Origin of the sequence: Herbiconiux daphne, from assembly GCF_024979295.1 — a bacterium.
Lineage (GTDB): Bacteria > Actinomycetota > Actinomycetes > Actinomycetales > Microbacteriaceae > Herbiconiux > Herbiconiux daphnes.
This window is the reverse complement of record NZ_JANLCJ010000001.1, coordinates 263,792-288,061: the sequence shown is the minus strand read 5'-3', so window position 1 is coordinate 288,061 and position 24,270 is coordinate 263,792. Positions and strand designations below refer to the sequence as shown.

The following is a 24,270-nucleotide window of genomic DNA, read 5'->3' as shown; positions in this document are numbered from 1 at the left end:
TGTTCGTGAGTTCGGAAGCGCGGAAGACTGGAATTGCCGGAGAGCCGAGGTCGCGGTACTCGCGCGTACTGCTCGTGTTTTGGTCATTCCTGCTCTCTTCTTGTTAAGGGGACGAAAAACTCGCCCCCTGATTCGCAACTTTTTGGTCCCCTTAGGGGGCTAAAAAGTTGCCCTCTTAGGGGACCAATTAGTTGTCCCCTGGGAACCCAGCGGAAACGGGATCGGCTCCTGCGAGCGACGCGTCACCGGCGGTCGGGCACTGTTGAGCATCAGCTCGTACTCCGAGGTTTCGCCACGCCCGCCGACGCGAAGCCGCTTGATGGCGCCACGCTCGACCAGCTCCTTGATCGCCCTCTTGACCGCCCGCTGGGCAGCTTCGCCACCGTTATCAGGCGCCAGAAACCCGAGCGCGATCGCCGAGGACTCTCGGCCTGCGAAGTAGCGACGGGCCGGCTGGCTGTCACGGTCCTCATCCCAGCACTCGAGCGCCATGTGCAGGAAAAGCCTCGTCGCAGAGTTACCAAGCTCCAGCTGAGCCGCCACCAGCACGGCGTTCTTCGCGGCAAACAATCCCATCACCAGTCTCATGCGTAACTCGGCGTCGACGAGGTCCGATCCCGCGCGCTCGCCTCGACCCACGCGACGACCTCAGACCGCTTGTAGAGAACCGTCTTCGGAGTCGGCTTGTAGAACCGCGGACCACCACCGGTGTAGCGAAGCTGCGCAAGCGCACCCGTCGACATCCCGGTCATCTCACTGACGACCGCAGGCTGAATGAACTCCTCTTCCATGATCACTCCTGTCATATCAACGCCCTTCTGGGCCTTTTCTCGTTGTTTTGACGATAACTATTCTTCGTCGATTTGGCAAGCTCTCATTGAGCTAATCTGTCAAAATGACGAACGATTCTCCGAAGTCATCGCTAGGTGCAAGGGTGCGCGAGCTTCGTAAAGAGCGGGGATTCAAGTCGCAGAAGGATCTCGCCGACGCCATCCCAGGAGGCAAGGTCACTGCGGCAACAATCGACAACATCGAAACCGGCCGCAAGACGACCATCGACGTCAGTCAGCTCTTCAACATCGCGATGGCACTTCGAGTGCCGCCGATCTATCTACTCGCGCCGATACGAACGCCGGACGCGTCAGTGGATCTTCCGAACTTAAGCGCCTCGTTCGAAGGCATGACCGCGATCGAGTTCGACGCCTGGCTCGGCGGAATCGAAGCAGGCGCTTATCGCGCGAGTTCCATTGAGGAGCGCGACGCGGCAGCTGAGGTGCAGGCAGTTCGCACGTTGGACTCCCTTCGCTCTGAAATCACCAGATTCGAGGCAATGCTCGAGCTGCAGAGCGATGGGGAGGATCAGCGGTTCGCGCGTTCCACACAGGATCGCCTGGCGGAAGCGAAGCGAGAGGCAGCCCGAATCGAGGCGCTCCTCCGGTCAGCCGGCTGGGCTCTCGCATAATCAATGGGCGCGCCCGAAGAACGCAACGTAGAGACGGAGGTGAATCGTGGGCAGCATCCACGCCTACGAAACCGCTTCAGGCAAACGGTACCGAATCCAATACCGAACACCCGAGCGAAAGCTCACCGGGAAGCGCGGCTTTCGCACAAAGCGCGATGCTGAACTCTTTCTCGCTACCGTGGAAGTCTCCAAAGCTCGAGGTGAATTCATCGAAGCTAGCGCTTCGAGGTCCACGATCGGCACACTCGGCGCCGAATGGCTCGCCAATCAGCACCACCTCAAGCCTTCATCACTGCGCCCGGTGGAAATCGCTTGGCGACTCTATGTTGAACCGTTCTGGGGAGAGCGCCGGGTTGGTGAAATCCGACACTCTGAAGTGCAGAGCTGGGTCACGAAACTCACCAAAGGGGACGGCAAGGAGCGTTCAGCCACTACCGTTCTTCGAGCGTTCGGCGTACTTGCCGGCATCCTTGATATCGCCGTCAAGGATCGTCGCATTCTGTCGAATCCTGCGCGAGGCGTCAACCTTCCGCGAAAGTTGAAAGGGAAGCACAAGTATCTAAGCCACGCACAGGTAGACGCGCTTGCAGACAACGCAAAGGCACATCGACCTCTCGTGCTACTCCTCGCATACACTGGTCTGCGCTGGGGCGAGGCGACCGCACTGCGGGTTCGTGACATCGATCTTGTGCGCCGGCGACTCGACGTGCACGAGAACGCTGTCGAAGTCTCAGGCACGATCCACGTAGGGACTACGAAGAGCGGCGAAACGCGCAGCGTCCCCTTCCCGCCGTTCCTAACTCCGCTTCTCAGCTCAGCAGTGGGGGAAAAGACCTCCGCGCAGCTGGTGTTCGGCGACGGGGATAACTACCTTCACCAGCCCGATCGACGACGCGGCTGGTACATGTCTGCGGTCGCCCGGTCACAAGCCGCGGATGCCACCTTTCCGCGAGTGACCATTCATGACCTTCGGCACACGGCGGCGAGCCTTGCGATCAGCGCTGGGGCCAACGTGAAAGCCGTGCAAAGGATGCTGGGTCACGCTTCGGCCGCGATGACGCTCGACACGTACGCGGACCTCTTCGATGACGATCTCGACAGCGTCGCCATCGCTCTCAATGACGCGCGTTCACGATCAGTTGTAGTCAAGATGTAGTCAAGGCCGGATTTCCCCACATAGGAAAAGCCCCGCATTCCCATATTTACAGAGGACTACGGGGCTTTTTCAATGGCGGTACCGGTGGGATTTGAACCCACGGTGGAGTCTCCCCCACACAACTTTTCGAGAGTTGCACCTTCGGCCGCTCGGACACGGTACCGGGGACGAGTGTACGCGAGCGTCGCGCGTCTCGCCAATCGGCGAATCCGCGCAATAGTCTGAGGGCATGGGAATCACGATCTCCGTCGTCATCCCCGCCCGGAACGACGCCGATTTTCTGAGGCGCGCACTCGGCGCGCTCGCCGAGCAGACCCGCCCGGCCGACGAGATCATCGTGGTCGACAACGGCAGCACCGACGACACCGCCGCCACCGCCATCGCGCGGGGCGCACGGGTGATCGACGAACCGGTTCAGGGCATCCTGCGCGCCACCGCCGCCGGCTTCGACGCCGCGGCGGGCACGGTGCTGGCGCGCATCGACGCCGATTCCGTGCCCACCGCCGACTGGCTCGAACGCATCGAAAAGGTCTTCCTGCGCCCCGACGCCCCCACCGCCTACACGGGCCCCGGCGCCTTCTACGACATCAACGCCGCCGGCGCCTGGGCGGGCAAGACCTTCTACCTCGGCGGCTACGTGACCTGGATGACCCTCTTCCTCGGCCACGCACCCCTCTTCGGCAGCAACATGGCGATGCGCAAAGACGCCTGGGTGCGCATCCGGAACGACGTGCACCGCACCGACCGCCGCGTGCACGACGACCTCGACATCACCTATCACCTGCTGCCCGACATGACCGTCGAATACGACCCCACACTCGTGATGCCCATCTCCGGCCGCCCCTTCCACAGCTACAAGGGCTTCATGCGCCGGCTCGGCTGGGCGTTCCGCACCATCGGCGTCAACCTGCCGGGTCAGTGGCCGTGGCAGCGCTGGTCGCGGCGCCGGGCCTACTCGGCCGCCTTGGCGAACAAGGCCAGCAGGTCGCCGCTCAACTCGTAGGGCGCGTCTTCGCAGGGGCTGTGCCCCGTGCGGTACACCGAGATCGAGGCGCCGATCGCCTCGGCGAACCGCGCGTGGCGCTCCAGCGGCCACAGGTCGTGCTCGCCGACCGCGACCGCCTTCGGCAGCTCGAGCGCCGCCATCTGCGCCTCGAGGTCGGGGGCGTGCATCATGATCTGCATGATGTCGCGATGCGAGTCGCGCCGGGTCAGCCGAAAGCGGTCGCGCACGAACTTCAGCCGCCCGGGCTTCACCCGCAGCACGTTGACCACCACGCCCCAGCGCATCAGGTTCGCCGCCGCACCGGGTGACGCGAACCCTGCGAAAGCACCGATCCGCCGCACGCCGGCGAAGCTGAGCCCGGGGTCGGGCGGCGTGCCGAGCAGCGTGAGGCTCGCCACGAGCTCCGGGTGAGACGTCACCACGACCTCGGCGACCACACCGGCGAACGAGTAGCCGAGCAGATGCACCGGAGGAACCTCGGATGCCGCCCACGCACCCGAGGCCGCTGCGGCGCCGTGGCGCAGAAACGCGACCATGTCGTCGACGAACAGCTCGAGGTCGTAGTCGCGGCGCGGCGGATCGAGGTTCCACGGCCCCGCCGCGTGCGACTCGAACTGCCCGGCCAGGTCGTAGCTCTGCACATAGAACCCGGCTGCCACGAGCTCGGGCATGATGAAGTGGAAGTCCTCCTTCGACCCGGTCGCCCCGGCCACGAGCACGACCCGCGGATGCGCCGGGTCGCCCATCGAGACCACCGCCAGATCGCCGCTCGGCGCCCGGAAGGTCGAGGTCACGGCCCCGTCGGGCGGTGTCACCCAGTCGATGTCGGGGAGGTTCTCGTCGCGCAGCACCGCGCGACGCTTCGAGTCCAGGGCGGGGTCCAACACGCCCCCAACTTACCCTTTCGCCGCTTCGATCCGTGTCATCCTGGTGCCCACCGGAAGGCGGATGATGGCTCAGAGCGACGATCGGCGCGGGCACTGGGAGACGGCGACCTCGGTGCCGCTGGTGGCCCTGTCGGTGGTGTTCATCGTGGCGTACTCGGTGCAGGTGCTCGACACCGATCTGCCGCGCGAGGCATCCGTCGCTCTCACCGTCGTGATCGCCCTGATCTGGCTCAGCTTCGCGATCGACTACGTGGTGCGTCTCGTGCTCGCGGCCGACCGGTGGACCTACTTCCGGTCGACCCTGCTCGACCTGCTCTCGGTGCTGGTGCCGGTGTTCCGGCCGTTCCTGCTGCTGACGAGGCTGCGCGACATCCCCTATTTCCGTCGTCGCAGCGGCAACTCGGTGCGCACGACGGTCATCATCTACGCCGGGCTGTTCGTGGTGCTGTTCGTCTACTCCATCTCGCTGGCCGAATACGCTGCCGAGCGCGATGCGCCGGGCGCGACCATCACGAGTTTCGGCGACGCCGTCTGGTGGGCGTGCGTCACGATGACCACGGTCGGCTACGGCGACTACACCCCCGTCACGGTGCTCGGCCGGACGCTCGCCGTGGTGCTGATGTTCGGCGGAGTGGCCATTCTCGGGGTCGCCACGGCGACCATCGTGTCGTTCATCAACGAGAAGATCGGGCGCCAGCGGGCGCACTCCGGCGACCACTCCGGCGACCACTGAAACGGGCGCCCCCTCGAATTGGGGGTGTTCTCAGAAACCTCGTCGAGTCAGGCTGTACTTTTGGTTCGACTCGCGGGCGATGTTCGCCGCGCGTTCACTTTCACGTGCTTGAGTCGACGAAAGCACCACGGACGGGCGACAACCCTGGAACCCGCACCTCATCCGAATGGAAGTCTTGTGACTATCAGAACGGCCGAGTACCCGAGGCCGAACCATTTCCTCCTGCACCTGAGTGACACGCACCTCCTGTCGAGTGGAGGCCGCCTCTACGGGTCCATCGACAGCGAGCAGCAGTTGCGTGAGATCTTCGCCGAGCTGGAGGCATCCGGAGGTCGCCCCGAGGCCATTGTGTTCACGGGCGATCTGGCCGATCGAGGCGAACCGGATGCGTATGCCCGGCTGCGTGCGATCGTGGAGCCGGCCGCCGCGCGGCTCGGCGCCGAGGTGATCTGGGTGATGGGCAACCACGACGACCGCGCCTCGTTCCGCGAGGGGCTGTTCGGCGAGTTCCCGACCGATCGTGCCGTCGATCGCGTCTACGACATCAACGGGCTGCGCGTGATCACGCTCGACTCGACCGTTCCGGGCCACCACTACGGGCAGGTCACGGGCGACCAGCTCGACTGGCTCGCCGAGGAGCTCGCGTTCCCCGCGCCGCACGGCACCATCCTCGCCATGCACCACCCGCCGGTGCCGAGCGTGCTCGACCTCGCCGTGTCGGTCGAACTGCGCGACCAGAAGAGCCTCGCCGAGGTGCTCGAGGGCAGCGACGTGCGCTCGATCATCGCGGGCCACCTGCATTACTCCACCAACGCGACCTTCGCCGGCATCCCGGTCTCGGTCGCATCGGCCACCTGCTACACGCAAGACCTGAACGTCGAGGTCGGCGGCACCAAGGGCCGAGCGGGCGCACAGGCATTCAACCTCGTGCACGTCTACGAGAACACGGTGCTGCACTCGGTGGTGCCGGTGGGCACCTACCAGACCCTCGACTTCATCACGGCGGAGGAGACCAAGCGCCGTCTCGCCGCCGAGGGCGTGGTGATCGCCGAGGCGGTCAGCCCGCGGGTATCGCCAGAACCCCCGATGACGATGCCGATCCTGCTGCCGACGGGCGTGTGACCGCGCCCTTCTCCCACGGAGCCGGGAACGGGAAGTAGCGTTCCAGGAACGAGATGACGGCGCTCGTGCGCTCTTCGACGCCGATCTCGGGCTTGGAGCCGTCGTTGAGGCAGAACATGTCCATCGAGCGCTTCTTCAGCAGCGTGTCCATCTCGCGCAGCGCCGACCGCAGCGTGGTCTCGATGTATTTGACCCGCGCCTCGGTCTGCACCACGGCGCGGCCGGTCATCAGCGCGTAGTAGTGGTAGAACGAGTTCGTCACCGAGATGTCGGTGGCCGAGCGGAACGGGCTCGCCGCGGTGCGGGCGAACGCATCCGGGAACTCCTGCTCCATCTCGAACAGCACGCTCTTGCGCAACGGCGCCGCGCAGTGCTCGAGGTGCCGCGTGGTGATGCGGCCGAACCGCTGCTGCAGCAACTCGCGGTTCACGCGGGCGGCGTTCTCGAACCCACTGCGGTGCAGCGCGTTCTGCCCCAGCCCGATGCGGGTGGAGGCTTCGACGAACTTCGTGATGCCACCCGGCGAGAAGAACAGGTCGGGCGTGACGGGCCGGCCGAAGAACATGTCGTCGTTGGAGTAGAGGAAGTGCTCCGAGAGCCCCGGGATGCGATGCAGCTGCGCCTCGACGGCGTGGGAGTTGTGCGTCGGCAGGTCTTCTTGGTGCCGGAAGAACTCCTCGCTCGGCATGATGGTGACCCGCGGGTCGTCGGCGAGCCAGGCCGGGCGCGGGGAGTCGGTGGCGATGAAGATGCGCCGCACCCAGGGCGCGAACATGTAGACGCTGCGCAGGGCATACTTGAGTTCGTCGATCTGGCGGTAGCGCGCCTCGGAGTCGTCGCCCTCGCCCACCACATAACTCGCCATGCGCTTTGCGCGAGCGCGCTGGAACTCGATCGCGGTGCCGTCGACCCACGAGAACACGATGTCGACGTCGAAGCCGATGTCGCTCGCGAGCTCGTTGAACATGCCCTCGATGGTCGTCCAGGTGCGGCCGTAGATGTCGACCGTGGTCTCGACGATCTCGTCGAGCGGAATCTCACGGCGGGTGAGGGAGTTCTCGACCGGCGTCTCGACGATGTCGCCGACGGTGCGCCAGAACTCGAGCTGCACGGCCGACTCGGCGCCGTAGCGCAAGCGCCCGATCGGCTCGATGCGCGGGCGGAACAGCCGCATCACGCGCGTCTTCGGGTTGCGCGCGAGCTTGCCGTCGGCCACCAGCACCGCCGGGGCGCCGGGCGCCTTGGAGTAGAACGGCTCGCCCGCCATGCTCGTGATGAGCGCCGACTTCGCGCGCTTGCGGTCTTTCCAGCGCACGGCGATCACCGGGCGCTCGTCGTTGCCCCGCACGAGCAGGAAGGGCACACCGGCGTCGTCGAGCACGTCGGCGATGAAGAAGAGGTCTTCGATCATCGATTCACGCGGCGTCGCGTGACCGTTGAGAAGAGTCAGCTGGCCTTTGCGAAGAACGAGGTCGTTGCGATCGAGAGCGATCGGATGCGACGAGGCGGCACGCAGCACGGTTTCGAGATGAGGGGCTCCAGATACGTCATCGGTCAAAGTCGCCTCCTTGTCGGTGGTGCGTGGTTGGTTTGTGCCTGGTGGGGTTCGGGTTCTCCTGCCGTCGTCGCCAGCGAACTCATTTTACGCTGTCGTCACGCGGTCGAGCGACCGTGTTCACTGAGCGCGCATTGCGTTGTTGCGGGCGTCGTGCGTGAGTTCCGCCAGGCCGAGCTGTTCTAGGAGGGGCGGGAGGTACATACCGAACCGGCCACGATAGCCGTTTCGCAGACCGTACCAGCCGCCGACCGGATTGCTCTCGGAGCGGCCGAACGCCTCGACCGTGCCATCCGCCGCCGGCTTCTTCTCGTCGGTAGCACCGAGGGGCACCCAGTCGCCCTGCTCCACCAGCCAGGCGCGCAGGTCGCCGATGGCCCGGGCGTCGTATTTCAAGGTGGTGGAACCGACCTGGCACACCAGCACGGCGGGCTCCACCGTGTCGTCGCGGTACATCGTGTACGCCGACGTGCCAGGTGCCGTGGTGAGCTGCCACGGGTCGTCGTGCGTTCCGGATGCCATGACCGCATTCTCCTCCTCCGAGCGCCAAAAGCAAGAGTGTTAGCCTTGCCTAAGTTGAGCATGTTAAAACGCGCGTGCTCTCTTACCGAAAGGGTTCATTTCACAATGAGCTACATCCGTTCGAACGCGCTCGAGGAGACCGGCTACGTCGTACTCGACCGGCATGACCAGGCTGCCGACCCGAAAGAGTGGCTCGATCTCGAATACGTCGACTGGAAGTCGTCGGGCGACACCCGTTTCGCCCCTCTGACCAGCGCTTTCGGTGACGTCGAGTGCAACGGATTCTGGAACCACACCCCGCCGCGCACCGACAAAGACGGCGTCTGGGTGCCGTCGAACGTCGCCAAGGCACCGGTGCTGAAGGCCCGCGCCGAAGAGCCCGGCGCCAACATCGGCCGCTGCCGCGTCATCGAGCTGCAGCCCAACGACTACGCCGGCGCCCTCTACAACCTGCACCAAGACGACAACAACCGCCTCAACCCCGACGGCACGGGATGGATCGTGCGCGGCTTCTTCAACCTCTCCGACGACGCCGACTCGGTGATCATCCTGCGTGAAGACCGCTTCCATCCCGAGACCGAGATCCGCATCCCGCTGCCCGCCGGAGCGCAGCTGATCGTCGACACCCAGCGCTTCTGGCACGCGGTGTGGCACACCGGCCCCGAACCGCGCTACTGCCTCATCACCTCGTGGGAGTCGGGCCCCGAGCTCGACGCCTACATCGCGAAATACCACGGCAAGCCGCAGTCGCAGAACCCGCCTCTCGACCCCGAGATCATCGAGAACGCCCAGGCCGAGGTGCGGCGACGGCTCGCCGAGCGCGCGGCGATCATCGCGGCGAAGGGCCGGGTCGACGACGACCAGTTCGACGAGATCGACGACTAGACGCTCAGACGCTCAGATGCCCGCTCGCCGCGCGGCAGCCCGGCGCACCCGCTTCTCGACCACCCCGGTGAAGAAGAGCAAGAAGTAGACCCAGCCGGCCACGGTCACCAGCCACACGTTCTCGACGCCGAGAAGCAAGAACAGGGCCGCGAGCGCGGCCGACAGCAGCGCGAGCGCCACGAAGCAGGCGTAGACGGATGCCCCGGCCGCGGCATCCGTCGCCCCCGCCGCATCGGGCTCGTTCTCGGCCCGTGTGGCCCACGCGCGCCAGTAGAGGCCGCTGATGCAGGCCGAGAGCGACGCGAACGCGATGCCGTAGGTGATGAAGAGGAAGCACAGCACCGAGGCGTCGATGTCGCCCTGGAACGGGGAGGGCAGAAAGTCGTTGGTGATCCAGCTGAAGAACGTCGAGAACAGGATGCGCAGCGGGAACACGAAGATGAGCACCACGAACACCAGGGCCAGCGACAGCAGGGTCGTGACCCGGTCGTCGACCCGGTGGCGCCGCGACCAGGTGACGTGCTGCCACCAGAACAGGGCGATCAGGGCGAAACTCACGGCGAAGCTCGGGATGCTGCCGTAGAGCACGAGCAGCGACTCGACGTCGTTGGGCAGCCGGTCGTTCCAGAGCACCAGCAGGGTGATCGCGAACGCGAACGTGCCGTCGATCAGGGCGTCGAGGCGGGTGGGCTCGCGGTCGCGCAGTCGGTGACGGATGCCGCGGCCCGCGTCACTCAACGGTGGCCGGATCCATCCACACCACTTCCCAGCCGTGGCCGTCGAGGTCGTCGAAGGCGCGGGAGTACATGAAGCCGTGGTCCTGGGCCTCACGGGGCTCGGTGGCGCCGACGGCGAGCGCCTTGTCGACGAGGGTGTCGACCGCCTCACGGCTCTCGACCCCGAGGGCGAGCAGGGCTTCGCTCGTGGTGCGGGCGTCGGCGATCTGCTTCGAGGTGAAGGTCTGGTAGAACGGCTCGGTCAGCAGCATCGCGTAGATGGTGTCGCTGATCACGACGCTCGCCGCCTGCTCGTTGGTGAACTGGGGGTTGATCGTGTATCCGATCGCTTCGAAGAAGGCCTTGGACGTGTCGAGGTCTTTGACGGGCAGGTTCACGAAGATCTGATTGGCCATGCCACCAGCATCCCGGCCGCGCCGGGCTGTGTAAAGTGCCGGTTGTCGGCCGACTTCTCCCCCGCTGCGCCGGGTGCCCGGCCGATGTCGGCGGACGGCTTTAGTGTGGTCGGCATGGCCACCAAATCGCAGAGCGCATACAAGTGCACCGAGTGCGGCTGGCAGACGGCCAAGTGGGTCGGCCGCTGCGGCGAGTGCCAGTCGTGGGGCACGGTGGTGTCGTCGGCGTCGAACGAAGGCATCGCGCGGGCCGTGCAGGCCACCGTGCTCGATGCCGCGCGCATCGCCCGGCCGATCACCGAGATCTCGTCGGATGTCGCGGCCCACTGGGCCACCGGCATCGGCGAGTTCGACCGCGTGCTCGGCGGCGGGCTGGTGCCCGGGGCCGCCATCCTGCTGTCGGGCGAGCCCGGGGTGGGCAAGTCGACGCTGCTGCTCGAGGTGGCCGCGAAAGCTGCCGAGGAGCATCTGCGCGTGCTCTACGTCTCGGCCGAGGAGTCGGTGTCGCAGGTGAAGCTGCGGGCCGAGCGCACCCACTCGCTGTCGCCCACGCTCATGCTCGCCGCCGAGACCGACCTGGCCACGGTGCTCGGGCAGATCGACGCGGTGCAGCCGCATCTCGTGATCGTCGACTCGGTGCAGACGGTGTCGTCGGCGTCGCTCGACTCCGCCGCGGGCAGCCCCTCGCAGGTGCGCGAGGTGGCGTCGTCGCTCATCCGGGTGGCGAAGGAGCGCTCGCTGCCGGTGCTGCTGGTCGGCCACGTCACGAAAGACGGCTCGATCGCCGGGCCGCGCGTGCTCGAGCACCTGGTCGACGTCGTGTGCCAGTTCGAGGGCGATCGGCAGACGTCGCTGCGCTTCGTGCGGGCGCTCAAGAACCGCTTCGGCCCCACCGACGAAGTGGGCTGCTTCGAGATGACCGGCGACGGCATCGCCGAGGTGCCCGACCCGAGCGGCCTCTTTCTCTCGCGGGGCAGCGAGGCGGTGTCGGGCACGTGCGTGACCGTGGCGCTCGAGGGCCGGCGGGCGCTGCCGGTGGAGGTGCAGGCGCTCGTGGTGTCGACTCCGTCGCCGAACCCGCGGCGGGTCACGAACGGGGTCGATTCGTCGCGCGTGGCGATGATCCTGGCCGTGCTCGAGCGCCGCGCACGCATCAAGCTGAGCGAGCAAGACGTCTACGTCTCGACGGTCGGCGGGGTCAAGCTCACCGAGCCGGCGGCCGACCTCGCCATCGCGCTCGCCCTCGCGTCGGCCGCCAACGACCGGCCCCTCGCCCACGACCTCGCCGCGTTCGGCGAGATCAGCCTCGCGGGCGAGGTGCGACCGGTCTCGTCGAGTCGCGTGCGGGCATCCGAAGCCCGCCGCCTCGGCTTCACCACGATCATCGACGACGACGTGCGGCAGCTCGTGCGGGCGCTGGGCCGCGCGTTCTCGTAGGGCGGCGTCGCGTCGGGTGCCGCCGGGCGCGGCTGCCAGCTCGGGCGCCGCTCTTGTTCGTCCGTCACCGTGACGACAGGCGCGCTCGAACGCAAGGGGCGCGTAGGCGATGGGCACTGCTGCTGCCGGGTGGGTCTGGGCGACATGCCATGCTTCGCCGTCGCGTCGAGCGCGCCGCTTTTGTGCCGGCGCTGCCGTCATGACGGGCGCGCGCGATCACAAAGGGCGCACAAGTGGAGCCGACGGCCGAGGGCGAGGCCGGGTGGATGGGTCACCAGCCACGAGCACGGCTGGTGCCAGCGGGGGGCGCCGGGTCAGGCGGCGAGCGGCGAGAGGCCGGCGAGCAAGTTTGTGAGGAGGGTGGTGAAGCGGGCCGAGGCGATGGCGGGGTCGGTGCGACGGGCGAAGGCGGCGGCCGCAGGAGCGACGACGGCTCGATCGGTCGCGAAGGAGTCGAGCAGGGCGCCGAGGTCGATCGGGCGCGAGAAGTCGACGGGCGCCACCCACGGCTCGTCGAAGAGGTAGTGCAGCGACGGCAGGTCGGCCAGCAGCACGGGCAAACCGAACGTGGCCGCGAGGTAGACGAGGCTCGGGTTGAGCGCGCTGCGGTAGGGCAGCATCATCACGTCGGCAGCGCGCAGCCAGCGCTGGGCCTCGTCCGACGGCACGTAGCTCAGGTGCGCGATCACCCCGTCGAGATCGAGCAGCCGCCGCAGGCCGTGCTCATCGAATCCCGGACCGATCTCGCCCGCCACCAGCAGCACCAGACCTGGCCTGCTCTGCCGGGCGAGCGTGAAGTCCTCGAGAAACCGCTCGATGCCCTTGTAGGGCCTCAGGGTTCCGAACAGCAGCAGCACCTCGGCGTCGGCCGCGACCCCGAGGGCCTCCCGCGCTTGCGAGCGGGTCAGGTCGTCACGGAACACACCGCGGTAACTCGGATGCTCCTGCACCACCGTCACCTCGGCCGGCAACGGGTAGTCGGGCTCCACCAGCGCCGCCGTGTCGGGGTTCATGGCGATGATCGCGTCGGCGCGAGCGGTGATGCCCCGCGCGAGCCGCAACTCGGCCTCGCGGAACCGCAGGTCGTGCGGCATGGTGTTGTGCACCGTCCACACGAGCAGTCCCCCGCCGCGGGTGAAGGCGTCGAGGCCGGCGAGGAAGCGATCGGCGGCGGCGTGAGCCTCGTCAGGGGTCTCGGCGCCGAACTGCACGATGGGTGCGGTCCAGTTGAGGTGCAGGATGCGCGGGCTCGCGGCATCCGTTCGCAGCACGGTCAGCAGGTCGGTCACCGTCTCGGGCGTGCTCAGCGTGAACGTGGGGGCGAGGTCGGCGTAGATGATCGACTGGTAGGGGTTGTTCGGATAGAACGGAAAGGCGATGACCTCGGCGGCGGGCTCGTCGGCCCCCGTTCCCGGGCGGGCGGCTGCGCGGGCACGGCCCGTCGCTCGGGCGACCAGCCGACGCAGCACGGAGGCCTGGCGCCGGGCCCCGCTCCCGGGGTCGGCCGGTGTTCGGTCGCTCACCTGTGCTTGCACCTCCGCGCGTCAGTAGGGTTTGCGCTCACCCCTCCACGTTACGTTAGGGGATGAATGCGGTAGCTCACACGTGCGGCACAAACGCTTGCCAGGCGCGTCGCCGCGATCCCCGCGGGTCGGCCTCGACGCGGTCCGCCTGATCGATCACCAGCGTCAGGCGCCGGCGCTCGTCGTAACGGGGCCAGGCGGCCTCGTCGACGGAGCCGTCGCGGGCGAAGGCGAGCCAGTGCGCGCGCATCCGCTTGCCCGCCGCCAGAAAAGCCCGGCGGCCGCCGAGCGCCGTCATGGTGCGGCCGAACCAGCCGTTCATGCGGTCGAACACGGCGAACAACTCGAGGCCGTGCGTGGCGTCGAACCCGGCCAGTCGCACTAGCCGCGGGGCGATGTCGAAGCGGTAGAAGTGCACCGGCTGGTAGCGCGCGTGGCGCTCGGCCACCTTCACGGTCGGATACCAGAAGGCGTAGTCGCCCCCGAAATCGGCCGCCGGCCGCTTCTCGGGCAGGCCCGGATATTCGGCCTTGATCGCTTTGCGCGCCTTCTTCTTGGTGCTCGCGAAGATGGCCCGGATGCGCTTGGGCGTCGTGGCGAGGATGTCGAGTCGGCCGGTGAACAGCGAGCCCTCACGGTCGTTCGTGCCGATGATCAGCGGCACGGCCGCCGCCCGCCCCTCTTTGAACGCGTCGAGCGGGCGTTCGGGCAGAAAGTCGCCGTCGATCACCGGCGAGAGCACGATCGTTCCCGGATGCGCGTCGGGCGTTCTCAGCGTCAGCGTCACGGCGGCCTCCACCAGCTCGCCGGCATCCGCGTCGGCGAGCACCTGGCCGGCGATGTCGTCCGAGGTCGATTCGACGCCGTCGGTGTCGATCGCCTCGGTGAGGATCTCGATGTACTCTCCCGCCCACACACTCGTCATCTCGGGCAGGTAGATGGCGTTCGGCGGTGGGCTCTGCGCGATCGCGCGGGCGAACAGCCCGTGAGCGGCGGGCGTCGCCATCAGCGTGGTCACCGCGTTGCCGCCGGCCGACTCGCCGAAGAGCGTCACATTCGAGGGGTCGCCGCCAAACGCGGCGATGTTGTCGCGCACCCATTCGAGCGCCTGAACCTGGTCGCGCAGCCCGAGGTTCGACTCGAGCGGCCGCTCGGGCGTCGAGAAGCGCGTGAAGTCGAGGTAGCCCAGGGCTCCGAGCCGGTAGTTGAAGCTGACGTAGACCACGTCACCCTCGCGCACGAGCGTCTCGCCGTTGCGCGGATGCTCGGCCGACGACCCCACGCTGTAGGCGCCGCCGTGCACGAACACCATCACGGGCAGGGCCGAGGCTCCGGATGCCGCCCGTATCACGTTGATCGTGAGGCAGTCCTCCGACATCGGCGTGGTGCGCGACACCCCGATGAAGTTGCCGTTACGCGACTGCATCGACACCGGACCGAACTGCGCGGCCTCGCGCATCCCCGACCACGGCACGACCGGCCGCGGCGCCCGGAACCGCAACGCACCCACGGGCGGTGCGGCGAACGGGATGCCGCGCCAGTGGCGTAGCCCGCGGCGCTCGACTCCCCGCACCATGCCGCCGGTCACCCCCACCTCGAGCGTGCCGCGAACAGCATCGGTCTCGGGCGGAGTGGTCACGCCCGCATGCTACCGCCGCGGGATGAACGCGCGCCCGGGTCGCGCCCGATCGGCTGGGCCAGGTGGGCCGCGGCATCCTGTGCGCGTCGCGCGGCGCCACAGGCGCTCGTGTCAGGAGAGGTAGTCGCCGTAGGTGCCGAAGCGGAACCCGGTCGGCACGCGGAAGGCGATCACCTGCCGCACCTCGGCCGACCGCCCGAGCGACACCGTGATGGTGGCGCCGCTGACGTCGGAGTTCACGGTGTAATCGAGCAGCTCGAGCGGGAGGTCTTCGCTCATCAGGATCTCGCCGCTGTCGAGATTGACCTGAAACGCCGAGCCCGCCGCGAGCTCGAGATCGTGGTCGGCGCACACCCGCGCCTCGAGCACCGGCCCGGTCTCGCTGCCGAGCGACGCAACGGTCGTCGCCGCGCGGGAGCATCCCCTGACCTGGCATTCCATGGTTGCGCCCCTTCGTCGATCGTTCTCGGGCGTGCGCCTCAGACCGAAACGGGTTCCTGCCGGGCACGAACGATCTGAGCTGACTCTTCCGTTGCGAGGCTCTTCGGCAGCAGCACACCACCCGGCTTGTTCAACAGGTAGTCGATGAAGATGTCGACCGTCGCGTCGGCACTCGGTCGATCGTCTCCGGTCATGTCATCGGCGGACGCCGGGTCGATCGCACCGTTCGCATCGAGGAAAGCCACGACAGCGACGCCGTCGGTGCGACGAACAAAGGCGTTCGCGAAACCGCCCACGGCCTGAACACGACGGAGCAGCACGGCGAGGCGCTCGTCACCCAGCGCCACGACCACCGGACTGTTGCCGTCGACATCGACCACGGCGAGGCCGAGGTCGTCGCCTGAGTCGTTCGCGAGGGCGAAGTGCACCTCGCGTCGGAACTCGTCGAGTTCGCGGATGTCGTCAGTCATGACCCCTCCTGTCACGGATTGTATACCCGAGCCTCGACAGCCTGTCGTAGGCGATTTCGTGAGCGGACTCGACGTCGTCCACCGTGTCCAGCCGCATGATCGGTTCATGTCTGCCGGCATTGTCGTCGCCGGGAGGATGAAGGTGGCAGAACCCCCAGCAGCAGTCGACTCGCGAGAGTGTCGTCCACCCCTCCCAGTCGGGAGCTTGAAGCAGAAGGACGAAGTCGACCAGGCGCCCCTCCCGCCTCCAGAGGCGCGTGTCGATTCGAAGCGTGTAAGCGTCGTCGAGCGGCTGCACGAACTCCTTTTCGACGCAGTCGCCGCGCGGTGGCGGGCGGTATGAGCCGTGGTGCTGCTCGGCGACCGTGCGATCGACCGACTTCTGCGCCCGCGACTCGGCTCTCTTACGTTGTTGCTCACGCCGCACCACGAACACGAGTTTAGCTCATATTGACCGCGGCGCGCCCTAGTTGAGGATGAACTAACCGATACCGGTTGGCTGGCGTTGTCCATCCTAGTGAGACCCTAGATTACGCGGGTGTCGTGGTTGGATGTTGTCGTCGAGTTGAGCGCTCGATTGACGCTCTTGCGGACTATCTGCGGACTAGTCCTCGCCGTCCGCGATCCATTTCTTGATCTTTGCCATTGTCTCTTCGTCGGGATGGAGGATTAGGCGATCGGCACCCTCAACCGTTAGAAGCATCTGCCAATAGTTGAACAAATCTTGGTTGACGAATACGTCGTCGAGGGAATCGAACTCGATGTAGATGTGCTTTGACGGGTCGATCCAAATTGCGTCATGGCCGACAGTCTTGTCGTCCATCCCGCGGCGCTCTAACCAGAATCCCTGCCCCATTTTGTGTTGCGTAGTGATCAAGTGCTGGATGGTCGCTAATACATCATCGGGGTATGCAAAGTCCGGCGCACCTGGATACTTGAGAATTCCCAATCTTCACCCTCTCTCCTACCGCCGAACATAGCGGGTGAACGTCGAAAGGGAAGACCAGCGGCACCTTACGTGTCTTGACCTTCATGGTGTTGGTGTTCGGATCAAAGACGACCTGCGAATAGAACCGTCCTAAGTGACCGCGTAGTTCGGCGCAGTGATGGTGCAGGCCCGCGACCGGCCGAGGGTGAAACAGCGACCGGGCCGAGATTCGTCAGGTGGAAACCCAGTCGCCCAGCTGGTTCATTGCCGACGTCAGCCGGGCACGGTTGGCTCTCGACTTATAGACGCGCGTCATCTCCCAAGAGGAGTGACCGACAATCTCGCGTATTACGTCCTCGGGAACGTCCGCGCTGTACAGCAAGTCCACGGCCGTATGTCGCGCATCATGAAACCGGACCTGGGGTACCTGGGCTCTCTCGAGCAGCGCGTGCCACATCTTTATATGGTTCTTCGGATCGATTGGCCGCCCGTTGTCCTGATGCCACACGAGATTGTGCGGGTTCGGGCCCTGCTCTGAACGCATATGCGACTCGAGCTTCGACCTCAGCGGTTCCACCACGGGAACGAGCCGCCAGCTAGCTCTTGATTTCGGGCGGGTCAGCCATAGGCCACCGGTTACATGCCGGCTCTCCCAGTCAGGCGGCGCCGGCACTACCCGAGCGGGGCAGTCCGAACCCCGAGACGCTCCGCACCTCCCTCCACAACCGTGACTCCAGATCAGCCGTTGCAACTGCCATGAGATTTCAAGGAAATCGCTCACCCGGTCCCGCTCAAGGCCAAGCAGCTCCCCTTCCCGCGCTCCGGTCAGCAACGCTGCCATCCAAAGTGACTCGAGCGGGTCGCCCTTGGCGGCAGCAAAGACACGGTGGCACTCCTCCAGCGTCAGTGCTTTCTGTGGGCTCACAGCCTTTCTAGGCGCCGGGATGAGCTTCGCCACATTGCGGTTCACTAGCTCATCTCTCTCGGCTGCCACGAGCGCAGCAGAGAGAACACGATGTGCCTGATTAGCCGTGGTCGATGACAGGCCAGACGAGCAGATACCCGCCGCCATCATCCGCACATCCCTCGGCCGAAGCTCCTTCAATGGAATGTGGCCGATATACGGGTTGATCTGATTCTTCACAACCGTCATGTACCCACGGATCGTCTTCGGTCGGGTCGTCTCCATAGCTGTGAAAGAAAGCCACTCTCGCAGCCACTCCGCGACCGTCACATCGGTCGCATCCGACACATGCGGTCGAGTTCGTCGATTTCGTACGAGACGGTTGAGCTCGGGATGCTCAACCAAGTATGTCTGCCTCGCCCCCATCGCCTCAGCTCGATCACGGGATCGGAAGACTTTCCTACGCCGCTTCCCGTCTACAGAGGGCAGGGCAATCGTGGCCGTCCAATAACCTCGATAGTCGAGAAACAGTGAGCCCGTTCCCTTCGCTCTACGTCCCATCCACGCACCGTAGAAGCCGCGGGATCACCAGCGCAAGAGGCGCGGGTCGACCAGCCGATGCTTATAAACGCCCGCCCGACGCGTGAAGTTCAGAAACGACCGCTGTGAGTGCCGAACGTTCGAGGAGATGGACGCGCGCGCGTAATGCGCCTGAGGTTCAAGAACACGCCGCTCAGGCGAGGTGTACCAGTACAAGAACAAACGCGCGCGCGTGATGCGTGTGAGACGCAAAACGTGACGGGGAAACATTCCGTGCCAGTCCGCGCGCAGGCGCGTGATGCGCATGAAGTTCAGAAATGTGCCGGTTCGATGTCGGCCGTTGCCCATACCTTCATCCCAGGACGTTGCGCGGTTCGAGATGTCTCGGTACACCAGTGAACCGCACGAACGCGCGCGTGTGATGCGCGTGAAGTTCAAGTGCAGCGGTATTCGAGTACCCAAGATTGGGAGGCCCCTATGGACATTGAGAACACCAAGAGGATCAACCAGGCTATCGCAGCGGCAAACGCGGACTGGCAGTCGCTGGCCACCATCTTTGGCGAGAATTCGCCCACGCATCACGCGATCTCGGCCGTCATTGTTCTGATCGGGGACGCCCCAATTGAGTATGCTTCCGCGACCGTCAAAAGCAGTTTCGATCAGAGCGAAGTTGGATTCGAGGTCGTGCTATTCACGCTCAAGCGAATCGTGCACTTAGTACACACCCCGGGTGCAGCACGGCCCCTCGTCTCTGCACGGGGCCGGCGAGGCCTCGCGGCCGTCAGGATCATTTCAGCCCCAGTAGTGACCCACGATGCCTACGCCTTTCGCTCAGATCGCCTCGCCGTCGAACTGGACTACCCCGACTGGACTGTTGCACTGCCGCTGGGGAGCTCGCGCGACTATGGAGCAGCAGAGACCCTCGATTCGTTCCTGCCGCAGCTTCTTGGTGAGTTGGACGAATAGTTCTGAGTGGCTTCGATTCGGTAGTCGACCGGCAGCGCGTTTCCCCTATGCTCAGCATCAGTTCTTGAGGGGGAATCAATGAAAACGCGATATGTCCTAGCAACGCTCACAGCCACGTTGGTCCTAGCCGGGTGTGCTTCGTCACCCGCTGCAATCACGATGACTCCCACACCTGCACCAACTACCACCCAGGACGCGGCGTCAGTTGAGCGATGGGCAGGCGTTGTGGCGGAACAACAGGTCAACCTTGCTGATTGGTCCGAAGATTGGGAACGAAACAGTTGCTCGGCTCTGGCATTAGAGGCCTTCCTGTGCAGCGCCGGCCTGATGAGTGGCGCCTTCACGGCGCAGACCATATTCATCACCCTCACGGGCGCCGCCCAGGAGGGAACCGGAATGTACGTGGGCGCCGTCCCTGAAGAGATCGAGGACCTCTACGACGAGACAGTGTCCGCAGCCAGTGCGGCGAACGACAAATCTGAGGCCTGGTTGGCCTCTCCGTGCAGCACGGATGCGAGCGGAGAAGATTGCATTACTCTCGCCTTTGGTCTTGAGACAGCCATGGATGACGTGGGAAAGAAGTTCGCGGCATGGGCGCCGTATTTGTAACCGGCACTACCAACGCGTGAGCACGCCCTGACCTTCCGCGAGTTCTCGGTCAGGACGGGATACCGTCCATCCATGCTGTGAGAGCACATCTGCGGCTTCCTCTTGCAGATCGCGCACAGTGGACCGAAACTGCCGACGCCTCCATTGCGCGCGTCCTGCAAGCAGCGCAGCTTCCCAGCCCTCTTGACGGTCTACCCCGCATTCCCGCACCAGAAACTCTAAGAAGTCTTCAACGCATGGCCGGAATCGTTCGCCGCCCACTGGGAGATGAAGTGACGAAAGGTCGTGTGGCTTTCGGACCACATCAGGCCGCACTGCGTGAGCTCTCCCCAGCAGATGCGAGAGAGCGCCTCGGTCGGCGTGCACGTGCCAGTGCGCGAGCGGCGCTCCAGTAGACATGCGGGCGTCAAATTCTTGCCGAACGAGCGGTGTTCGATCGAGAACAGAGTGAACTGCCAAGTTCGACGTCCACGCCTTGAGATACTTGCCCGAACTGTCCAGTCCTAGAAATATCTGAACACCCAAGTCCGCCAGATGCTCGCCTCCTACGTACAGAGGCACCCTTTGATCTAGCGGCTTGTCACCGTCCCGGCGGACTACATACCGATCGTTGTATGCGACCGAAATAATCTGGAACTCACCAGGGAGGACACCATGGAGCGTGTCGTGCAACTCCTGAGCGAATATGGCGGACTGCTCTCCGAGGCTCACCATATCGACGCCAACTTATGAGGCGACGTCGCCTAAAAGGAACTCAATTTCCTCGAGTTCTTCCTTAGCTTCCCATTCGTCACTTGAAAGAGTCCGAGTTGCGTTTACCGCCCAGAATTCGGACTCGCTCAAGTCAAGGCGCGCGAGGATTGCGCTTCGGCGCGCAAGCAGGCTGTCACGCGTGACTTCGATCACCGGTGCCATTTGTTCCTCCCGAAACGTCTAAATTGCCTGATTTCCCAAGTAAATCACACACGTACGACACCGGCTGAGTTGATCAGCGGGACACGACGGTGCAGATAAGGGAGACCTCAAGAATTGGTGCGTCGCAGAACATCTCTTTCGTCTTCGGACGCGGGCTCCCATTGGTCCGCCATGGTGGGCATCGGTGCGCGACGGCCGTCTGTAACGTGAATGTGCTCGCTGGTCTGGTCGTCGGTGAGCCAAACAATCCATTCCGGATTCAACTTGTTGCGCAACGCTTGAGGCTTCTTCCACATGCCGCTCATAGTGAGACTTTACCTTGGCCTTGCCGCCGGCCTCGTAGAGACTAGAGCGTTAGACGCTTGTCGACAGCCGGGTGAAGATTTGTGCCCTGGTCGCCGCAAGTCGGGCACTTGACCAGATACTGCGGAAGGCCCAAACGCTGGCCATACAGCGGGTGCCGCTCGACCGGCGCGGATTTGCCACATGCCGGACACGCGACCTCACTCACAGTTCGCCTGCCACAATCTGCTTGGCCCAGACGCGCAGTGCATCTTCGTTCGGCTCAAGCCCGTTCTGCTTGAATCCGCGAACGAGTGACGCGAGGACCTCATCCTCAGACTGGCCGTTGGACGAGGCGACCGTTTCGGACAGTACCGCATTCACCCGCTTATTGAGTTCCTCGCTGACCCGCTTCTCGAGCTCAGCCTGGCCCTTGGGATCGATTTTGAACTTCGCATTGCTAGACATATATCAGTGCTCCAATCTCTCGAACGAATATTCGAGTGGTGCAAGTTCACACCCAGTACAACGGAACGGGGTTACGACACGCGGCGAATCGAGATGCACTCAGATTTCGGCAACTGGGTCCAACTACTCGTCCCTGGTCTTCGGGCCGGAATGGTAGCCGACCAGCCTCATTCCGGCCCAATTTCCGTCATCGCCTATCGGCCTCGGGAGTATACTCGCGCCCCGCAACTTGAGTCCCAACCGGCTGAGTGCTGCATAGTCGATCACTTGATTCACCACGCGCGGTACAGACAACTCGTTGGGCTCATCGATCGGCGCAATTCCCTCGACGTCGTCTTGATCAACCTGCTCTTGCAGCTGCGCCGCCTTGAGCAAGTCGACGTCCACAACCTCAACCTCCATGTCAATGAGGAAGCGAAACCTGGGACCGTCGTTCTCGGTGTGTTCCATGGGATGACCGTAGCCCCGGCCTCCGACTTCGGCCGGGAGCCGGGGCTTACTTCCAACGCCGCGGACGAGGCGACTAATGCCGGCCAACACAAATTGGGACGCAATTAGGACTGAGGCCGAGTTCATCAGGGGGCCAGAGTCAGGCGCTGCAACCCTCCGCTTTCCATGAATCGGTACATATCAGACGCAACCCAGATTGTCTGAGCAACAGCCGGGGCAAAGAGATCATCGTTGAAGTGCAACGCCCAGTTCGCTAGCGGACCCCCGTCGTAGACGCTGGTCATGGTCTCGGAGTCGCGCAGATTGCCAAGGCCGGGACCGGTGCCCGAGGTGATCCCGTAGCTCACGCTCGCACCCGGTTCCACCACGGGCTGGCTCGTCGTCAGAGTGACCTCGTCCACACCCGTGATCGTCACAGCAGTGATGGCCGCGGCGGTGCCTGAGAGGCTGAAACCCATGTTTGGTTGAGCGGCAACGACCGTCGTGTCGAACGCAAGCGAACCGGTCGGAACGTTGAAACGAACGACGACTGATCCTGCTCCGACAACGATCTGCCGAGGAGCGAAGGGCAACCAGTCGGCGCCGTCACGGATCGCGTTGTGCGCACGGGCGTGGAGCTCACCAAGCTTGTAATAGCCCACACGGTTCAGGTGCAGCCCATCCGAGTACGGGAACTGGTACTGCCCGCCGACTAAGTAGACGTTCGGCATGGTGCGTGCCGCTTGGAGTTGAGCCAACCCTATCCGCGCTTCGGAGCCGTAATACGCCCACGTAGCGGTTTGCGACATGATCAATGGCAGCTGGCCTGCCTGGCCGCTGATTGCGGCGATGTCTGCCGTGTAGTCAGATTGGAGGGTTGCCAGGCGGGCGAGGTAGGTGGATATCGATGTGCCGCCGACCTGATCGGCCTCGCCTTGAATCCAGTGCAACGGGCCGACCTTGAATGTGCCGCCAGCGCCCACCTCGACTGCTCGGGCTGCTGCGATGCAGGCGATGGCTGCTTCGTAGCGGCCGGATGAACCGCCCTTGGATAGCTGGGCGATACTCTGCCCGCCCTGGCCGTGGGTGGAGAAGCCGAACCGCTGGCTCGGTGCGTGCTGCGCGACCCTGTAACCCATTGACAGGTCTGGGCGCTGCGGCGCTGCGGTGGAGGCTAGCTGCAATGGCGACAAGGTGCCGGCGATTGCGTCGACGAGCAGCGCGTTTGCTGCCTCGGTCAGGAGAGAGTATCCGGGCGTGCCGTTGGTAGCGGTCGATAGAGACTGGCCGGATGTCGGGATGTGCTCCAGGGTCGTCATCAGGGAGCCAGCGTGACGCCATATCGGCTGGCCAGGAATGCTTCTTGTGCAGCTATCTGGCCGGGCGAAAGAAGGCCAGCGGTTACGCGCGAGTCTCCGAGGTCGAAGTCACCAAAGACCGTGGCCATGTCGAACTTCGAACCCACCGTCAAGCCCCCAAGGGACAGTGAGCCCGCAGCGCTGGTGACCTCGACGCCATTCACCCGAATCTTTGATGAACCACCATTTCGGACTTCTGTGATGACGTTCCACGCTCCCGCAACGGCAGGTGCGGCTACGCCCGAGTTGACGCTTGAGCCGGCGTAGGACTGGAATAGTGCGACTGTTCCGTTGCCGCGCTGTTGCAACTCCCACTCATTTGTCGCATCCAAGCCGTCGTAGATGCGCTTGACCACGCTGGCGGAAGTGGTCACGGATGTCATTCGTACCGCGGTGAACGCGGTGGCCGGTTGGGCCAACGGCGCGGCAAAGGCTGCCGTCTGCATAGCATGGGCACCGCCGAATCGGACATAGGCGGGCGTTCCGCTTCCCGCCACATGCAGAGTGGGTCGTTTACCTGATGTCGGCTGCGCTAGATCGCGTGCGGCTGTACCTGTGTCGGCCCAGGTCGAAAGTGTGCTCAAGTCCGCTGCGGCGATTGTTGCGGCCGAGTAATTCGAGAACCACGTAATTGGAGGTTCGACGGCCTGTTCCGTAGCGACTAACCATGTGTCGCCGGGGAGCTTGTAGTTGGGGTAAACGCTACCGACCCAGACTTTCGTTCCTGCCGAGCCTCCACGCGACATGTTCGCGTTGGTGCCGTGGTAGATGAACGGGTCATCGCCACCCCACCCCAATGGCATGACGTCGTCGTAGAGACGATTGCTCTCGTCCAGAATCGGGACTTTAGTGACCGCCATCGGCTTCTCCCTCCTCGGTCGTGGTGACGTAGAACCATCCG

Annotated in this window: 29 protein-coding genes and 1 tRNA gene; 9 read left to right on the top strand and 21 right to left on the bottom strand. The window is 64.7% G+C overall.

The features are described from left to right. Window positions 1-159: 159 nt before the first annotated feature. A complete protein-coding gene (locus tag N1032_RS01465; protein WP_259537027.1) occupies window positions 160-588 on the bottom strand; it encodes a hypothetical protein in 429 nt (142 codons plus the stop codon). Continuing rightward, window positions 585-791, bottom strand: a complete 207-nt coding sequence (locus N1032_RS01460; RefSeq protein ID WP_259537026.1) for a helix-turn-helix transcriptional regulator — start codon at window positions 789-791, stop codon at window positions 585-587. Before N1032_RS01460 ends, N1032_RS01465 begins: the two co-directional genes overlap by 4 nt. A 104-nt stretch (window positions 792-895) precedes the next feature. Here N1032_RS01460 and N1032_RS01455 point away from each other — a divergent pair, with 104 nt between their 5' ends. Together N1032_RS01455 and N1032_RS01450 are read left to right on the top strand one after the other, a co-directional pair. Further along, window positions 896-1,462, top strand: coding sequence for a helix-turn-helix domain-containing protein (locus N1032_RS01455; RefSeq protein ID WP_259537025.1), 567 nt, complete (start codon window positions 896-898; stop codon window positions 1,460-1,462). Between the two features lie 46 nt (window positions 1,463-1,508). Then, window positions 1,509-2,618 (top strand): tyrosine-type recombinase/integrase, encoded by a 1,110-nt coding sequence (locus N1032_RS01450; RefSeq protein WP_259537024.1) that lies wholly within the window; start codon window positions 1,509-1,511, stop codon window positions 2,616-2,618. Between the two features lie 73 nt (window positions 2,619-2,691). Here N1032_RS01450 and N1032_RS01445 read toward each other — a convergent pair. Continuing rightward, window positions 2,692-2,781: transfer RNA gene (locus tag N1032_RS01445), tRNA-Ser, on the bottom strand. Between the two features lie 66 nt (window positions 2,782-2,847). Between N1032_RS01445 and N1032_RS01440 the strand changes: the two genes are divergently transcribed. Next, the gene (locus tag N1032_RS01440; protein WP_259537023.1) at window positions 2,848-3,621 is read left to right on the top strand and encodes a glycosyltransferase family 2 protein; all 774 of its coding nucleotides are present in this window, start codon (window positions 2,848-2,850) and stop codon (window positions 3,619-3,621) included. Here N1032_RS01440 and N1032_RS01435 read toward each other — a convergent pair. Continuing rightward, window positions 3,570-4,511 carry an alpha/beta fold hydrolase gene (locus N1032_RS01435; protein WP_259537022.1) on the bottom strand — a complete coding sequence of 314 codons (942 nt, stop codon included), beginning with the start codon at window positions 4,509-4,511 and terminating at the stop codon, window positions 3,570-3,572. The genes N1032_RS01440 and N1032_RS01435 overlap by 52 nt on opposite strands. Window positions 4,512-4,572: 61 nt before the next feature. On the opposite strand from N1032_RS01435, the gene N1032_RS01430 reads away from it, so the two are divergent. Continuing rightward, a complete protein-coding gene (locus tag N1032_RS01430) occupies window positions 4,573-5,244 on the top strand; it encodes a potassium channel family protein (RefSeq protein WP_259537020.1) in 672 nt (223 codons plus the stop codon). A gap of 177 nt (window positions 5,245-5,421) precedes the next feature. Then, entirely contained in the window at window positions 5,422-6,366 is a 945-nt protein-coding gene (locus N1032_RS01425; protein ID WP_259537018.1) for a phosphodiesterase, read from the top strand. On the opposite strand, the gene N1032_RS01420 is transcribed toward N1032_RS01425, so the two are convergent. Then, window positions 6,302-7,924 carry a stealth family protein gene (locus N1032_RS01420; protein WP_407932991.1) on the bottom strand — a complete coding sequence of 541 codons (1,623 nt, stop codon included), beginning with the start codon at window positions 7,922-7,924 and terminating at the stop codon, window positions 6,302-6,304. The two genes, N1032_RS01425 and N1032_RS01420, sit on opposite strands and share 65 nt — an antisense overlap. A gap of 117 nt (window positions 7,925-8,041) precedes the next feature. Beyond that, complete coding sequence (locus N1032_RS01415; RefSeq protein WP_259537017.1) at window positions 8,042-8,443, bottom strand: DUF6855 family protein; 402 nt, start codon at window positions 8,441-8,443, stop codon at window positions 8,042-8,044. 105 nt (window positions 8,444-8,548) lie between these two features. On the opposite strand from N1032_RS01415, the gene N1032_RS01410 reads away from it, so the two are divergent. Further along, on the top strand, window positions 8,549-9,328 hold the full coding sequence (locus N1032_RS01410) for an aspartyl/asparaginyl beta-hydroxylase domain-containing protein (protein ID WP_259537016.1): 780 nt from the start codon (window positions 8,549-8,551) through the stop codon (window positions 9,326-9,328). A gap of 12 nt (window positions 9,329-9,340) precedes the next feature. Here the strand turns inward: N1032_RS01410 and N1032_RS01405 are convergent, their stop codons facing one another. Both N1032_RS01405 and N1032_RS01400 read right to left on the bottom strand, forming a co-directional pair. Beyond that, window positions 9,341-10,066 (bottom strand): TMEM175 family protein, encoded by a 726-nt coding sequence (locus tag N1032_RS01405; protein WP_259537014.1) that lies wholly within the window; start codon window positions 10,064-10,066, stop codon window positions 9,341-9,343. Continuing rightward, window positions 10,059-10,460: a VOC family protein gene (locus tag N1032_RS01400; protein ID WP_259537013.1), complete on the bottom strand. Its 402-nt coding sequence runs from the start codon at window positions 10,458-10,460 to the stop codon at window positions 10,059-10,061. The genes N1032_RS01405 and N1032_RS01400 overlap by 8 nt, the downstream gene beginning before the upstream one ends. A 114-nt stretch (window positions 10,461-10,574) precedes the next feature. Here N1032_RS01400 and radA point away from each other — a divergent pair, with 114 nt between their 5' ends. Further along, window positions 10,575-11,897, top strand: coding sequence for a DNA repair protein RadA (radA, locus tag N1032_RS01395; protein ID WP_259537011.1), 1,323 nt, complete (start codon window positions 10,575-10,577; stop codon window positions 11,895-11,897). A 314-nt stretch (window positions 11,898-12,211) separates the two neighbouring features. Here the strand turns inward: radA and N1032_RS01390 are convergent, their stop codons facing one another. The 7 genes from N1032_RS01390 to N1032_RS01360 form a co-directional block, all read right to left on the bottom strand. Continuing rightward, window positions 12,212-13,420, bottom strand: a complete 1,209-nt coding sequence (locus N1032_RS01390; protein ID WP_259537009.1) for a glycosyltransferase — start codon at window positions 13,418-13,420, stop codon at window positions 12,212-12,214. A 76-nt stretch (window positions 13,421-13,496) separates the two neighbouring features. Beyond that, a complete protein-coding gene (locus N1032_RS01385; protein ID WP_259537008.1) occupies window positions 13,497-15,059 on the bottom strand; it encodes a carboxylesterase/lipase family protein in 1,563 nt (520 codons plus the stop codon). A gap of 111 nt (window positions 15,060-15,170) precedes the next feature. Continuing rightward, the gene (locus N1032_RS01380) at window positions 15,171-15,500 is read right to left on the bottom strand and encodes a hypothetical protein (protein ID WP_259537007.1); all 330 of its coding nucleotides are present in this window, start codon (window positions 15,498-15,500) and stop codon (window positions 15,171-15,173) included. A gap of 38 nt (window positions 15,501-15,538) precedes the next feature. Then, window positions 15,539-15,970, bottom strand: coding sequence for a hypothetical protein (locus tag N1032_RS01375; protein ID WP_259537006.1), 432 nt, complete (start codon window positions 15,968-15,970; stop codon window positions 15,539-15,541). Next, window positions 15,963-16,400 (bottom strand): DUF7718 family protein, encoded by a 438-nt coding sequence (locus tag N1032_RS01370; RefSeq protein WP_259537004.1) that lies wholly within the window; start codon window positions 16,398-16,400, stop codon window positions 15,963-15,965. Before N1032_RS01370 ends, N1032_RS01375 begins: the two co-directional genes overlap by 8 nt. Window positions 16,401-16,574: 174 nt before the next feature. After that, window positions 16,575-16,919 (bottom strand): DUF7882 family protein, encoded by a 345-nt coding sequence (locus N1032_RS01365; protein ID WP_259537003.1) that lies wholly within the window; start codon window positions 16,917-16,919, stop codon window positions 16,575-16,577. Window positions 16,920-17,130: 211 nt separating this feature from the next. Continuing rightward, a complete protein-coding gene (locus N1032_RS01360) occupies window positions 17,131-18,132 on the bottom strand; it encodes a tyrosine-type recombinase/integrase (protein ID WP_259537001.1) in 1,002 nt (333 codons plus the stop codon). A gap of 687 nt (window positions 18,133-18,819) precedes the next feature. Here N1032_RS01360 and N1032_RS01355 point away from each other — a divergent pair. Both N1032_RS01355 and N1032_RS01350 read left to right on the top strand, forming a co-directional pair. Then, complete coding sequence (locus N1032_RS01355; RefSeq protein WP_259537000.1) at window positions 18,820-19,308, top strand: hypothetical protein; 489 nt, start codon at window positions 18,820-18,822, stop codon at window positions 19,306-19,308. 225 nt (window positions 19,309-19,533) lie between these two features. After that, window positions 19,534-19,917 carry a hypothetical protein gene (locus N1032_RS01350; RefSeq protein ID WP_259536999.1) on the top strand — a complete coding sequence of 128 codons (384 nt, stop codon included), beginning with the start codon at window positions 19,534-19,536 and terminating at the stop codon, window positions 19,915-19,917. Between the two features lie 726 nt (window positions 19,918-20,643). On the opposite strand, the gene N1032_RS01345 is transcribed toward N1032_RS01350, so the two are convergent. The 6 genes from N1032_RS01345 to N1032_RS01320 all read right to left on the bottom strand — a co-directional run bounded on the left by N1032_RS01345 (window position 20,644) and on the right by N1032_RS01320 (window position 24,229). Further along, a complete protein-coding gene (locus N1032_RS01345) occupies window positions 20,644-20,832 on the bottom strand; it encodes a hypothetical protein (RefSeq protein ID WP_259536998.1) in 189 nt (62 codons plus the stop codon). Between the two features lie 107 nt (window positions 20,833-20,939). Beyond that, entirely contained in the window at window positions 20,940-21,137 is a 198-nt protein-coding gene (locus N1032_RS01340) for a hypothetical protein (protein WP_259536997.1), read from the bottom strand. Window positions 21,138-21,339: 202 nt separating this feature from the next. Next, window positions 21,340-21,582, bottom strand: a complete 243-nt coding sequence (locus N1032_RS01335; RefSeq protein ID WP_259536996.1) for a hypothetical protein — start codon at window positions 21,580-21,582, stop codon at window positions 21,340-21,342. A gap of 123 nt (window positions 21,583-21,705) precedes the next feature. Then, window positions 21,706-22,032, bottom strand: a complete 327-nt coding sequence (locus N1032_RS01330) for a hypothetical protein (protein WP_259536995.1) — start codon at window positions 22,030-22,032, stop codon at window positions 21,706-21,708. A gap of 125 nt (window positions 22,033-22,157) precedes the next feature. Then, the gene (locus tag N1032_RS01325; protein WP_259536994.1) at window positions 22,158-23,330 is read right to left on the bottom strand and encodes a sialate O-acetylesterase; all 1,173 of its coding nucleotides are present in this window, start codon (window positions 23,328-23,330) and stop codon (window positions 22,158-22,160) included. Then, window positions 23,330-24,229 (bottom strand): LamG domain-containing protein, encoded by a 900-nt coding sequence (locus N1032_RS01320; protein ID WP_259536993.1) that lies wholly within the window; start codon window positions 24,227-24,229, stop codon window positions 23,330-23,332. The genes N1032_RS01325 and N1032_RS01320 overlap by 1 nt, the downstream gene beginning before the upstream one ends. Window positions 24,230-24,270 lie beyond the last annotated feature (41 nt).